Raw genomic sequence first — 13094 nt, 5'->3', positions numbered from 1 at the left:
AGCAATTTTCTTAGAGTAAAAGTGACGATATGAATTCTCTGTTTGCCAGTACGGCCCGTGGGCTGGAAGAGCTGTTAAAAACTGAACTGGAAAGCCTGGGCGCGCAAGAGTGCCAGGTGGTTCAGGGTGGTGTCCATTTTCAGGGCGACACGCGGCTTATTTACCAGAGCCTGATGTGGAGTCGCCTGGCCTCACGCATCATGTTGCCGATGAGAGAGTGCAAGGTTTACAGCGATCTCGATCTTTATCTGGGCGTGCAGACGATTAACTGGACAGAGATTTTTGCCCCGGGTGCCACCTTTGCGGTGCACTTCAGCGGCCTGAACGATGAGATCCGCAACAGCCAGTACGGCGCGTTGAAGGTCAAAGATGCCATCGTCGACAGCTTTACCCGTAAAAATCTGGAACGCCCGAACGTCGATCGCGAAAACCCGGATCTGCGTATCAACGTGCGTCTGAATAAAGAGATCGCCAGCATCGCACTTGATCTGTGTGGTGAGGGCCTGCACCAGCGCGGCTACCGCGATCGGGCGGGTATCGCCCCGATCAAAGAGAACCTGGCCGCAGCCATTGTGATGCGTTCCGGCTGGCAGCCGGGTACGCCAATGCTCGATCCAATGTGCGGTTCCGGCACGCTGCTGATTGAAGCGGCTATGCTGGCGACCGACCGTGCACCGGGGCTGCATCGCGGCCAGTGGGGCTTTACGGGCTGGGCTCAGCACGACGAGGCGGTCTGGCAGGAGGTGAAAGCCGAAGCCCAGACCCGCGCCCGCGCAGGGCTGGCGGCTTATGAATCCCATTTCTACGGCTCTGACAGCGATAGCCGCGTGATTGAACGCGCGCGCAGCAACGCCCGTCGCGCCGGGATTGGCGATCTGGTCACCTTTGAGGTGAAAGACGTCTCCCGGCTCACCAACCCGTTGCCGAAAGGCCCGTACGGGACGGTGATCAGCAACCCGCCTTACGGCGAACGTCTGGACAGCGAGCCGGCGCTGATTGCTCTGCACAGCCTGCTGGGCCGCACCATGAAAGATCTGTTTGGCGGCTGGAATCTCTCCCTGTTCAGCGCCTCGCCGGAGCTGCTGAGCTGCCTGCAGCTGCGCGCCGAGCGTCAGTTCAAAGCCAAAAACGGCCCGCTGGACTGCGTGCAGAAAAACTATCACCTGGCCGAGAAAGAAGCCGACAGTAAACCGGCCAGCATCGCGGAAGATTATGCCAACCGTCTGCGTAAGAACCTGAAGAAATTTGAAAAATGGGCGAAGCAGGAGGGTATTGAGTGCTATCGCCTCTATGACGCCGATCTGCCGGAATACAACGTGGCGGTCGACCGCTACGGCGAGTGGGTGGTGGTGCAGGAGTATGCTCCGCCAAAAACCGTCGATCCGCAGAAAGCGCGTCAGCGTATGCTGGATATCATCGCTGCCACCATCAACGTGCTGAACATCGCTCCGAACAAGCTGATCCTCAAGACCCGTGAGCGTCAGAAGGGTAAAAATCAGTACGAGAAGATGAACAGCAAGGGCGAGTTTATCGAAGTGGGCGAATACAACGCGCGCCTGTGGGTTAACCTGACCGACTACCTCGATACCGGCCTGTTCCTCGACCACCGTATTGCCCGTCGTATGCTGGGCCAGATGAGCAAAGGTAAAGACTTCCTGAACCTCTTCTCCTATACCGGCAGCGCCAGCGTCCATGCGGGTCTGGGTGGCGCACGTACCACCACCACCGTGGATATGTCCCGCACCTATCTGGAATGGGCAGAGCGCAACCTGCGTCTCAACGGCCTGACCGGCCGGGCGCACCGTCTGCTGCAGGCCGACGTGCTGGGCTGGCTGCGCGAATCGGATGAACAGTTCGATCTGATCTTTATCGATCCGCCGACCTTCTCCAACTCCAAACGCATGGAAGAGTCTTTTGATGTGCAGCGCGACCATCTGGCGCTGATGAAAGACCTCAAACGGATGCTGCGTAAAGGCGGCACCATCATGTTCTCGAACAACAAGCGCGGTTTCCGCATGGATCATGACGGGTTAGCTGAACTGGGGCTGAAAGCACAAGAGATCAGTCAAAAAACCTTGTCCCAGGATTTTGCCCGTAACCGTCAGATCCACAACTGCTGGCTCATCACCGCCGCCTGAAAGGAAAAGTAAATGTCATTAATTAGTATGCATGGCGCGTGGCTGTCATTCAGCGACTCACCCCTTCTCGATAACGCAGAATTGCATATCGAAGATAACGAACGTGTCTGTCTGGTAGGCCGCAATGGCGCCGGTAAATCGACCCTGATGAAGATCCTGAATCGCGAGCAGGGGCTGGATGACGGGCGTATCGTTTACGAGCAGGACCTGGTGGTGGCGCGTCTGCAGCAGGATCCGCCGCGTAACGTGCAGGGCAGCGTCTATGATTTTGTGGCCGAAGGGATCGCCGAGCAGGCGGAGTACCTGAAGGGTTACCACGAGATCTCGCACCTGGTGATGACCGACCCGAGCACTAAAAACCTCAACGAGATGGCGCGTCTGCAGGAGCTGCTGGACCACCACGGCCTGTGGCAGCTGGAAAACCGCATCAACGAAGTGCTGGCGCAGTTAGGTCTGGAAGCCGACATGCCGCTGGCCTCTCTTTCCGGTGGCTGGCTGCGTAAAGCTGCCCTGGGCCGGGCGCTGGTCAGCGGGCCGAAAGTGCTGCTGCTCGATGAACCGACGAACCACCTGGATATCGAAACTATCGACTGGCTGGAAGGCTTCCTGAAAACCTTCGGCGGTACCATTATCTTTATCTCGCATGACCGTTCGTTTATTCGCAATATGGCGACCCGCATTGTCGATCTCGACCGCGGCAAGCTGGTGACCTATCCGGGCGATTACGACACCTACCTGCTGGAAAAAGAGGAAAACCTGCGCGTAGAAGAGCTGCAAAACGCCGAGTTCGACCGCAAGCTGGCCCAGGAAGAGGTGTGGATCCGTCAGGGCATCAAAGCCCGCCGTACCCGTAACGAAGGCCGCGTCCGTGCCCTGAAAGCGATGCGTCGTGAGCGTAGCGAGCGCCGTGAAGTGATGGGCAGCGCGAAGATGCAGGTCGAAGAGGCGAGCCGCTCCGGCAAAATCGTCTTTGAGATGGAAAACGTTAACTACCAGGTTGACGGCAAAGTGCTGGTGAGAGATTTCTCTGCCCAGGTGCAGCGCGGGGATAAAATTGCCCTTATCGGCCCGAATGGCTGCGGTAAAACCACGCTGCTGAAGCTGATGCTGGATCAACTGAAAGCCGATAGCGGTCGCATCCATTGCGGGACCAAGCTGGAAGTGGCCTACTTCGACCAGCACCGTGCCGAACTGGACCCGGACAGAACGGTGATGGACAACCTCGCAGAAGGTAAGCAGGAAGTGATGGTGAACGGGAAACCGCGCCATGTGCTGGGCTATCTGCAGGACTTCCTGTTCCATCCAAAACGGGCCATGACCCCGGTTCGTGCCCTCTCCGGTGGGGAGCGTAACCGCCTGTTACTGGCACGTTTGTTCCTGAAACCCAGCAACCTGCTGATTCTCGATGAACCAACGAACGATCTTGATGTGGAAACGCTGGAACTTCTTGAAGAACTGATTGATAGTTATCAGGGAACGGTGATGCTGGTGAGCCACGATCGTCAGTTCGTGGACAATACCGTGACCGAATGCTGGATCTTCGAAGGTCAGGGCCGTATCGGACGCTATGTGGGCGGCTACCACGATGCCCGCGGACAGCAGGCGCAGTCGCTGGCGACAAAGCAGTCAAAAGCGAAGAGCGAAGCGGAAGTTGCTGTAACCAAAGCAGAAACGGTCAAACGTGGCAGTAACAAACTAAGCTATAACCTCCAACGCGAACTGGAAAGCTTGCCGCAGCGTCTGGAAGAGCTGGAAGCCAGTCTGGAAAGTTTGCAGGCTCAGGTGGCCGACGCGTCATTCTTTAGCCAGCCGCATGACCATACGCAAAAAGTGCTGGCCGATATGGCCCAGGCTGAGCGGGCGCTGGAAGAGGCATTTGAACGCTGGGAATATCTTGAGGCTCTGAAAAACGGCGCATAAGTTAAACATGGAGCCAGTATGTGTGAACATCACCATGCCGATCGGCATATTTTATGCTCCCAGTGCGATATGCTCGTGGCGCTACCCGCGCTCGAGCATGGACACAAAGCGGCATGCCCGCGATGCGGGACAACGCTGACAACGAAGTGGGATGCGCCGCGGCAGCGTCCCACTGCTTATGCTATTGCTGCGCTGTTCATGCTGTTCCTTTCCAACCTGTTTCCCTTTATCTATATGAAAGTGGGGGGTATCACCAGCGAAGTGCATTTGCTGGAGATACCCGGCGTGATGTTCTCGGAAGATTACGCCAGTCTGGGCACCTTCTTTATGCTCTTCGTCCAGATCGTGCCGGCGTTTTGTCTGGTGGTTATCCTGCTGCTCGTGAACCGCGTGCAGATGCCCAGGGCACTGAAAATCAGGCTGGCGCGGATCCTGTTCCAGTTAAAAAGCTGGGGAATGGCGGAGATTTTTCTTGCCGGGATCCTGGTGAGCTTTGTCAAGCTGATGGCCTACGGCGACGTGGGCGTTGGCAGCAGCTTTATTCCCTGGTGTCTCTATTGCGTATTGCAGCTGCGCGCGTTCCAGTGTGTGGACCGCCGCTGGGCATGGGACGATATCGCCCCGGCGCCGGTGCTGTCGCAAAAGCTGAAGGTCGGCGTCCCGGGGATCCACCAGAATCTGCGCCTCTGTTCCTGCTGTACGGCGATCCTCCCGGTCGACCAGGAAGTCTGTCCGCGTTGCGAAAGCAAAGGGCACGTGCGGCGTAAAAACAGTCTTCAGTGGACGATGGCGCTGCTCGTCACTTCGATCATGCTTTATCTCCCTGCCAACATCCTGCCGATTATGATCACGAATCTGCTGGGGGATGAGATGCCCTCGACCATCATGGCCGGGGTGGTCCTGCTGTGGGGGGAAGGGTCCTACCCGGTAGCCTTAGTTATTTTTATCGCCAGTATCATGGTGCCTACGCTCAAAATGATTGCCATTGCCTGGCTCTGCTGGGATGCCAAAGGACACGGCAAGCGGGATAGCGAGCGAATGCATTTTATTTATGAAGTCGTTGAGTTTGTTGGACGCTGGTCAATGATTGACGTATTCGTGATTGCCGTTCTGTCTGCCCTGGTGCGGATAGGGGGGCTAATGAGTATTTACCCAGCCATTGGGGCGCTAATGTTTGCATTGGTCGTTATTATGACCATGTTTGCGGCCATGACCTTCGATCCGCGTTTATCGTGGGATCGTGAGCCAGAGCCGAGCCATGAGGATGAATAAAAGCATGGAAAATAAGAGTGGAGAGGCGAAAGTGCAGAAGGTCAGAAACTGGTCGCCGGTGTGGATCTTCCCCATCGTGACCGCGCTGATCGGTGCCTGGATCCTGTTTTATCATTACAGCCATCAGGGCCCGGTCGTGACGCTGATCACCACTAACGCCGAGGGGATTGAGGGCGGTAAAACGACCATCAAGAGCCGCAGCGTGGATGTGGGGGTAGTCGAGAGCGCAACCCTGACCGATGACCTGACGCACGTAGAAATTACCGCCCGCCTTAACGCCGGTATGGAGAAGCTGCTGCATGGCGACTCGGTGTTTTGGGTGGTGAAACCGCAGGTGGGTCGCGAAGGTATTAGCGGCCTGGGGACGCTGTTATCCGGGGCTTATATTGAACTGCAGCCGGGGAAACAGGGATCTCAACCGGAGCAGTATCAACTGCTGGATTCTCCGCCGCTGGCACCGCCGGATGCGAAGGGGATCCGCGTGATCCTCGACAGTAAAAAAGCCGGTCAGCTGAGCCCGGGCGATCCGGTGCTGTTCCGCGGCTATCGCGTCGGTTCTGTGGAAACCAGTACCTTTGACACGCAAAAACGCACCATCAGCTATCAGCTGTTTATCAACGCGCCGAACGATCGTCTGGTCACGGGTAACGTCCGCTTCTGGAAAGACAGCGGTATTGCCGTCGACTTAACCTCAGCGGGAATGCGCGTTGAGATGGGCTCGCTCTCCACCCTGTTTGGCGGCGGAGTCAGCTTTGATGTGCCGGAAGGGATGGATCAGGGGCAGCCGGTGGCGCAAAAGACCGCCTTCAGACTGTATGACGACCAGAAAAGCATTCAGGATTCGCTCTATACCGACCATATCGACTATCTGATGTTCTTCAAGGATTCGGTCCGTGGCCTGCAGCCGGGAGCGCCGGTTGAATTCCGCGGCATCCGTCTGGGTACCGTCGGCAAGGTGCCGTTCTTCGCGCCGGGGATGCGTCAGATGCTGGATGACGATTTCCGTATTCCGGTGCTAATCCGCATCGAGCCGGAGCGTCTGATTAACCAGATTGGCGATACGCCTGATATCGCTCAGCACATTGAAGGGTTGATGAAGCGTGGCCTACGCGGTTCTCTCAAAACCGGTAATCTGGTGACCGGGGCGCTGTATGTGGATATGGACTTCTTCCCGAAAGAGCCGCCGGTGAAAGAGATCCGCGAGTTCTCGGGCTACAAAATCATCCCGACCGTGAGCAATGGACTGGCACAGATCCAGCAGCGTCTGATGGAGACGCTGGATAAGATCAACAGCTTGCCGCTCAATCCGATGATTCAACAGGCCACCAATACGCTTAGCGAGAGCCAGGCGACGATGCGCCGTCTGCAGGCCACGCTGGATAATCTCAACAAGCTGACCGCCAGCCAGTCGATGCAGCAGCTGCCTCAGGACATGCAGAAAACGCTGCGTGAACTGAACCGCAGTATGCAGGGCTTCCAGCCGGGTTCAGCGGCGTACAACAAGATGGTGGCGGATATGCAGCGCCTCGATCAGGTTCTGCGTGAACTGCAGCCGGTGCTGAAGACGCTGAACACCAAGAGCAACGCACTGGTATTCGAAGCGAAAGACAAAAAGGACCCTGAGCCGAAGGGGGCTAAATAATGAAAAAGTGGCTAATGATTACCGCAGTGGCGCTCCTGACCGCCTGTAGCTCAGCAGAGAACAAGAGCTATTACCAGCTGCCTGTGGCCGCGCAGGCGGGCGGGCAAAGTATCGCCAGCCAGGGGAACCGCCTGCTGTGGGTAGAGCAGGTGGCGGTACCGGATTACCTGGCCGGTAATGGTGTGGTTTATCAAACCAGCGATGTGCAGTATGTCATCGCCAACAACAACCTGTGGGCCAGCCCGCTGGATCAGCAGCTGCGCAACACGCTGGTTGCCAATCTCAGCAGCCAGCTGCCGGGATGGGTGGTGGCGTCGCAGCCGCTGGGTAGCGACCAGGATACGCTCAACGTCAACGTGACCAACTTCCATGGCCGCTATGATGGCAAGGTGATTGTCAGTGGTGAATGGTTGCTGAATCACCAGGGCCAGCTGATAAAGCGGCCTTTCCATCTGGAGTTGACCCAGCAAAAGGATGGTTATGATGAGATGGTGAAAGTGCTGGCACAGGGGTGGGCGCAGGAGTCCGCCAGTATTGCCAGAGAGATTTCTCGTCTGCCATAAGTAAAATTCATCGCCTCAGGCCGCACTTAGCGTCACGCTAATTGCGGCTTTTTTTTGTTTTATGCTCAGGCCGTTACTTGTGCCGCGTCACAGTTTTTGTACAAATGAACTTCTGACCAGGTCACAAATATGACACTGGCGTGAATTTTGCGCATTGACGCTAAGCGGGAATCAGGGTATTCGTTATCTGTGGTTGCACGTTTTGTAATCACTGTTTTCTTTTCCACCAGATCAAATAATGAGGGAAACGAGGCATGAAGAGACAGAAACGAGATCGCCTTGAAAGGGCTCATCAACGTGGTTATCAGGCTGGCATCGCCGGACGTTCTAAAGAAATGTGTCCCTATCAGACCATCAATCAAAGGTCGCAATGGTTAGGGGGCTGGCGAGAAGCCATCGGAGACAGGGCAGTACTTGCTTGATAGCGTCTCTTTAAAAAAAGAAACCTCCGCAGTGCGGAGGTTTCGCCGTTTTATGCTTTGGTAAAAGCAAAAATCAGAATGCGGAAGTGTCCTGGAACAGACCCACTTTCAGGTCATTCGCCGTGTAGATCAGACGGCCGTCAACCAGCACTTCGCCATCCGCCAGGCCCATGATCAGGCGACGGTTAACAATGCGTTTGAAGTGAATACGGTAGGTCACTTTTTTCGCGGTCGGCAGAACCTGACCGGTGAATTTCACTTCGCCAACGCCCAGGGCGCGGCCTTTGCCTTCGCCACCCAGCCAGCCGAGGTAGAAACCAACCAGCTGCCACATCGCGTCCAGACCCAGGCAGCCTGGCATCACTGGATCGCCAATAAAGTGGCAACCAAAGAACCACAGGTCCGGGTTGATATCGAGCTCTGCTTCTACGTAACCCTTATCGAAGTTGCCGCCGGTTTCCGTCATCTTAACGACACGGTCCATCATCAGCATGTTCGGGGCCGGTAACTGCGGGCCTTTAGCACCAAACAGTTCACCGCGACCAGAGGCAAGAAGATCTTCTTTTGTATAGGATTCGCGTTTATCTACCATGTTCTCAGTATGCCTTATTTTAGTGAAGGACGCAGGATAGCTAACACGTGTACGCTGAACAAGTCCGATCAGTTCGGCGTGAACCAGTTCAACCAGCGTAACGGCCAGGGATAACGATGGCGTGCTTCCTGCTGTGTTGCCTGCGCAATACGCTCCTGGATGCTGTGCATCAGCGTGTTCTGCCCTTCGGCATCCCACTCCAGGTTTGTCAGTAAGGGTAGCGCATCTGCGATATCTTCGATCGCCCAGAGGCTGAATTGTTCCTCCTCTACCGCGGTCAGCAGTTCCTGACTGAGGCTGAGGTGACGCACGTTCGGCAGGGGAATAATAACGCCCTGTTTACCGCTCAACCCGCGCTGCTGGCAAACGGTGAAGAAGCCTTCAATCTTCTCGTTCAGACCGCCGACCGGCTGCGCGCGACCAAACTGATCCACCGAACCGGTGATGGCAATGCTCTGATTCACCGGTACATCGGCCAGGGCACTGATTAACGCGCACAGTTCAGCCATCGAGGCGCTGTCGCCATCGACTTCGCTGTAGGACTGCTCGAAGGTCAACGAGGCGGTGAAGGGGATCTGCTGCTCAAGCTGCAGTTCCGACATCAGATAAGCCTGCATGATCATCATGCCCTTGGCGTGAATGTTCCCGCCCAGCTCGGCTTTACGTTCCACATCGATAAATTCACCGTCACCGATGTGTACAACGCAGCTGATACGGGACGGCTCGCCAAAGGCGCGCGGATGACCTGGGAACTCAATCACCGACAGGGCGTTGATCTGTCCGACGCGTTCACCTTCGGTTTCGACCAGGATCTGCTCCAGCAGGATCTCGTCCTGCATGCGATCGGCAAGGTAGCCTTCACGCCACTCTCGCTGCACCAGCATCTGGGAGAGCTGTTCGCCGGTAATGGTGTCGTCTTCCGTCATGGCTGCGGCTTCACGCAACTGCTTGCCAAGCCAGAGAGGACAAAGCGGCAGGGTCTCCTGGTCGCCGGTGTAGCGCACCGCTTCGCGGATCAGCACCGGCCAGGCATCGGCTGCCGGGGTTGGCAACTGCGCGCGTTCGCAAACGGCATGCACCCACTGGAGCCATTGCAGCATATCTTCGGCATCCGCGATCTGCGTGCTGTCTTCAAACTCGCTGTACACCACCTGATCGGCCAGCTCGGGTTCCATCTCCTGGAAATCGGCCAGTGCTTCGCGATCGCCAATCAGCACCACTTTCAGGGAGAGCGGCATAGAAGGCACTGCGACCGGAAGAGGGCGCGACTCATCATACGCCACCCAGTCGAAGCGCTGCTGGCTGACGCTGTTTTTCAGGCGCATCCACAGCAGAGGCTGGGCCAGAAGGGTGCGCAGCGAGATGAGCAGCACGCCGCCGTTAGCCTGATGCACCAGGCCAGGATGCAGGGTCAACTCGCCGTTAAACTGGCGCAGGCAACCGAACAGTTGTTCTGCTTCTGTCCAGCCCGCCGGGACGATGTTGCCTGTGACCGCAAAACGGCCATCGGGTACGGTCGCCGGTTCAAAGGTGACAGTGTGTCCGCTGATGCGGTATTCACCCCCAAAGACCGTCCCGGTTTCTGGTTGCAGCTGCCGCATGGCATCCGCCAGAAGATTCAGGTACTCCGCTTCGTCTGGCGCTTTCAACAACATGAACGGTGAGGTTGCCCACGGGCTCAACACCTGCTCCAGTGCGTAATGCAAACGGGGCTGTGTGTCACTGAGGATGTATTCGTGTTCTTTCGCGAGATCTGGCTGTGCAAACAGTTCCTGATAGCTTTCGGTATCCGGAACCAGGTCACGCCATGCAAGTTTCGTAATGGTCAAAGTTGATGTTTTTTAGTCAGAAGTAAAACGATGGAGTATACCGTAAGGCGCAGGCTCTGCCCATGAGGGAATGGGCGTTTCCGGAGATGAATGCATCGCCACGTATCACAGGATATGATTTCTTTTCAGCAGATTGCCAAAAAACTGATATTCTGAACACAGTTACACGGTCACACTGAGATCGCAATGAAATACCAACAACTGGAAAATCTCGAAAGCGGCTGGAAATGGAAGTATCTGGTCAAAAAACACCGTGAAGGGGAATTGATCACGTGCTACCTCGAAGCCAGTGCTGCAAAAGAAGCTGTAGATTTATTGCTGACCCTCGAAAACGAACCCATTCTGGTCAACGGCTGGATAGATAAACACATCAATCCGGCGCTACTGAACCGCATGAAGCAGACTATCCGTGCGCGGCGAAAACGGCATTTCAATGCTGAGCACCAGCATACGCGGAAGAAGTCGATCGATCTGGAGTTTATGGTCTGGCAACGTCTGGCCGGGCTGGCCCAGCGCCGCGGAAAAACTCTGTCAGAAACCATCGTCCAGCTGATTGAAGATGCGGAACATAAAGAGAAGTACGCCAGTCAGATGTCAACCCTGAAAACCGATCTCCAGGCGCTGCTCTCCAGTAAGAAGTAGCGTTTTACTTTCCTTCAGGCAATAAAAAACCCCGCAACATGGCGGGGTTTTTTGTCAGACGATAACTTATGCCGCTGGCTGAGTTACAACGTCTTTGATGCCTTTAACTTCGATCTCTACGCGACGATCTGGTGCCAGGCAGTCGATCAGTGCAGCGCGAGGTTTCACGTTGTCACAGGTAGCACCGGTAACTGGGTTAGATTCGCCCATACCACGTGGGGAGATCTTGTTAGCTGGGATACCTTTAGAGATCAGGTAATCAACAACAGACTGAGCACGTTTCTCGGACAGACCCTGGTTGTAGGCGTCAGAACCGATACGGTCGGTGTAACCCAGAACAACTACGGAACCGTCTTTAGGATCCAGGTTGCTCAGCTGGGTGTACAGCTGATCCAGAGCCTGCTGGCCTTCTGGTTTCAGAGTTGATTTGTTGAAGTTGAACAGAACGTCAGACTTCAGAGTGAAGTGCTTGGTCTGTACTTCTGGCGCTGGAGCTGGAGCTGGAGCAACGATTGGCGCTGCTTCTTCCTGCTGGCCGAAACGGTAAGAAACACCTACGCTCAGCATGCCGTTGTCTGGACGAACACCAACGGTGTTGCCGTCGCCGATGTTGTTAACCCACTGGTATTCCAGACGGGTAGCAACGTCACGGGTCATTGCCCACTCAACGCCACCTGCGAATACTGGAGATACGCCAGTGTCATGGTCGTCGCCAGCGATGCTGTTGCTGGAGTCTGCACGCCATACCATGCCGCCCAGACGGGTGTAGATGTCTACAGCGTCATTTACTGGGTAGCCCAGTTTAGCAGTCAGCTGAACGCCCTGTGCTTTGAAAGCACCGTTAACGTTGTCACCTTTGTAAGGCATGCGGCCCAGCCAGTCGTAACCCATTTCGAAACCAACGTACGGGTTAACCTGATAACCACCGAACGCGCCTGCGCCCAGCTGGCTTTCGTGAGTTGGGCCGTCGTTGTTCAGGTCACTGTTATACCAGCCAGTGTCATGGAACTGAGACCAGCCCAGTTTGCCACCTGCATACCAGGTATTATCTTTCGGAGCGGCCTGCGCTACGGTAGCGAAACCTGCCAGTGCCACTGCAATCGCGATAGCTGTCTTTTTCATTTTTTGCGCCTCGTTATCATCCAAAAATCGCCATGAGAATCTCAATGAGAGTCACGGTTAAATCCTTCACCGGGGGGCGGGGACAAAGAGTAAAGCTACCGATATCTTCGGCTTAGGCCGAGCACCCCTGGCGATGTAAAGTCTACAACGTACCTGAAAACTTACAAGTGTGAACTCCGTCAGGCATATGAAAAAAAAAGTTTTGTATACACAATATTTAACATTTAGGGCGAAGTTTTAGGCGTGCTAAACTGGAGGAAGCCGCGGCAGACAAGACTTGTCGCGGCTTTTAGAAATGGAACCAACGGCGTACAGCGCTTGCAAAAAAAATTCCAGGAAAACTCTTATTTTTACTTAGTGATACAAATTTGAGTGAATTTTTAGCCCAGATAGGTGTCCGTTGCCCAGAGCATTCATCCGAACGGGGCGCATAATAAAGCCCAATGCGTTACCTTCTTCTGCCGCTTCGGCCAGGCGATGTTGTTCCATTTCGGTTAACTCTTCCGTAAACCAGCCAATCACCACGCTGTAATTGCCGGTACGCAATGCCCTCACCATAGATTCTACAGTATGGCAGGGATCCATCTGGCTAACCTGCATCACTTTAGTGAGCGGTAAACCTGCGGATTGCACCCATTCCCGACTCAATTTCTGCTGCGGCGTGAGCCACAGCTGCCAGCGAGACTGTTGACCAAGCTGCTGCAATAGCGGCAGCAATAACAGCTGCGTCATCATGGGCTGGTCTTCACGGTAAAGCACTTCACTGATCAACCCGGTAGACATGTAAGCAGCGGAACTCCGTGCACTTTTACCGGCGGAAGAAGAGAAAGTTGTGGAACGCTTTGCATAGCCTGAAGAGTACATAATCAATCCAGCCCTGTAGTTACTGTATGGATATACAGTAACCCCTGTACGTCTAAAGATCAACCTCAATTTCGGAAAGCTCCTCGCA

At 55.3% G+C, this 13094-nt stretch carries 11 protein-coding genes; 7 read left to right on the top strand and 4 right to left on the bottom strand.

What is annotated here, in order from left to right:
- The first annotated feature begins 29 nt into the window (after window positions 1-29).
- From rlmKL to rmf, 6 genes are all read left to right on the top strand, one after another.
- Window positions 30-2138, top strand: coding sequence for a bifunctional 23S rRNA (guanine(2069)-N(7))-methyltransferase RlmK/23S rRNA (guanine(2445)-N(2))-methyltransferase RlmL (gene rlmKL / locus LG383_RS11310; protein ID WP_225759141.1), 2109 nt, complete (start codon window positions 30-32; stop codon window positions 2136-2138).
- Between the two features lie 12 nt (window positions 2139-2150).
- The gene (locus LG383_RS11305; protein ID WP_106992614.1) at window positions 2151-4058 is read left to right on the top strand and encodes an ABC transporter ATP-binding protein; all 1908 of its coding nucleotides are present in this window, start codon (window positions 2151-2153) and stop codon (window positions 4056-4058) included.
- Window positions 4059-4076: 18 nt separating this feature from the next.
- Window positions 4077-5330 carry a membrane integrity-associated transporter subunit PqiA gene (pqiA, locus tag LG383_RS11300; RefSeq protein ID WP_225759140.1) on the top strand — a complete coding sequence of 418 codons (1254 nt, stop codon included), beginning with the start codon at window positions 4077-4079 and terminating at the stop codon, window positions 5328-5330.
- Between the two features lie 4 nt (window positions 5331-5334).
- Entirely contained in the window at window positions 5335-6972 is a 1638-nt protein-coding gene (gene pqiB / locus LG383_RS11295) for an intermembrane transport protein PqiB (protein ID WP_225759139.1), read from the top strand.
- Entirely contained in the window at window positions 6972-7535 is a 564-nt protein-coding gene (gene pqiC, locus LG383_RS11290; RefSeq protein ID WP_225759138.1) for a membrane integrity-associated transporter subunit PqiC, read from the top strand. Before pqiB ends, pqiC begins: the two co-directional genes overlap by 1 nt.
- A gap of 254 nt (window positions 7536-7789) precedes the next feature.
- Window positions 7790-7957, top strand: a complete 168-nt coding sequence (gene rmf / locus LG383_RS11285) for a ribosome modulation factor (protein ID WP_032617397.1) — start codon at window positions 7790-7792, stop codon at window positions 7955-7957.
- Between the two features lie 73 nt (window positions 7958-8030).
- Here the strand turns inward: rmf and fabA are convergent, their stop codons facing one another.
- Both fabA and LG383_RS11275 read right to left on the bottom strand, forming a co-directional pair.
- Window positions 8031-8549: a bifunctional 3-hydroxydecanoyl-ACP dehydratase/trans-2-decenoyl-ACP isomerase gene (gene fabA, locus LG383_RS11280; protein WP_000227926.1), complete on the bottom strand. Its 519-nt coding sequence runs from the start codon at window positions 8547-8549 to the stop codon at window positions 8031-8033.
- A 68-nt stretch (window positions 8550-8617) separates the two neighbouring features.
- Window positions 8618-10378, bottom strand: coding sequence for a Lon protease family protein (locus LG383_RS11275; RefSeq protein ID WP_106992619.1), 1761 nt, complete (start codon window positions 10376-10378; stop codon window positions 8618-8620).
- Between the two features lie 186 nt (window positions 10379-10564).
- Between LG383_RS11275 and matP the strand changes: the two genes are divergently transcribed.
- Window positions 10565-11020 carry a macrodomain Ter protein MatP gene (gene matP, locus LG383_RS11270; RefSeq protein WP_106992620.1) on the top strand — a complete coding sequence of 152 codons (456 nt, stop codon included), beginning with the start codon at window positions 10565-10567 and terminating at the stop codon, window positions 11018-11020.
- A gap of 66 nt (window positions 11021-11086) precedes the next feature.
- Here matP and ompA read toward each other — a convergent pair whose 3' ends face one another.
- Window positions 11087-12142, bottom strand: a complete 1056-nt coding sequence (ompA, locus tag LG383_RS11265) for a porin OmpA (protein ID WP_225759137.1) — start codon at window positions 12140-12142, stop codon at window positions 11087-11089.
- Window positions 12143-12496: 354 nt separating this feature from the next.
- Window positions 12497-13006 carry an SOS-induced cell division inhibitor SulA gene (sulA, locus tag LG383_RS11260; protein ID WP_106992622.1) on the bottom strand — a complete coding sequence of 170 codons (510 nt, stop codon included), beginning with the start codon at window positions 13004-13006 and terminating at the stop codon, window positions 12497-12499.
- Between the last annotated feature and the right edge of the window lie 88 nt (window positions 13007-13094).

The organism is Leclercia sp. Marseille-Q4284 (genome assembly GCF_916618945.1).
In the GTDB taxonomy this organism is placed as follows: Bacteria; Pseudomonadota; Gammaproteobacteria; order Enterobacterales; family Enterobacteriaceae; genus Enterobacter; species Enterobacter tamurae.
The sequence above is the reverse complement of the archived record's forward strand: the minus strand, read 5'-3'. Positions and strand labels throughout refer to the sequence as shown.

Bases quoted from the DNA above. Each gene is read 5' to 3' on its own strand.
- rlmKL (WP_225759141.1), top strand. From the start codon at position 30: ATGAATTCTCTGTTTGCCAGTACGGCCCGTGGGCTGGAAGAGCTGTTA.
- LG383_RS11305 (WP_106992614.1), top strand. From the start codon at position 2,151: ATGTCATTAATTAGTATGCATGGCGCGTGGCTGTCATTCAGCGACTCA.
- pqiA (WP_225759140.1), top strand. From the start codon at position 4,077: ATGTGTGAACATCACCATGCCGATCGGCATATTTTATGCTCCCAGTGC.
- pqiB (WP_225759139.1), top strand. From the start codon at position 5,335: ATGGAAAATAAGAGTGGAGAGGCGAAAGTGCAGAAGGTCAGAAACTGG.
- pqiC (WP_225759138.1), top strand. From the start codon at position 6,972: ATGAAAAAGTGGCTAATGATTACCGCAGTGGCGCTCCTGACCGCCTGT.
- rmf (WP_032617397.1), top strand. From the start codon at position 7,790: ATGAAGAGACAGAAACGAGATCGCCTTGAAAGGGCTCATCAACGTGGT.
- fabA (WP_000227926.1), bottom strand. From the start codon at position 8,549: ATGGTAGATAAACGCGAATCCTATACAAAAGAAGATCTTCTTGCCTCT.
- matP (WP_106992620.1), top strand. From the start codon at position 10,565: ATGAAATACCAACAACTGGAAAATCTCGAAAGCGGCTGGAAATGGAAG.
- ompA (WP_225759137.1), bottom strand. From the start codon at position 12,142: ATGAAAAAGACAGCTATCGCGATTGCAGTGGCACTGGCAGGTTTCGCT.
- sulA (WP_106992622.1), bottom strand. From the start codon at position 13,006: ATGTACTCTTCAGGCTATGCAAAGCGTTCCACAACTTTCTCTTCTTCC.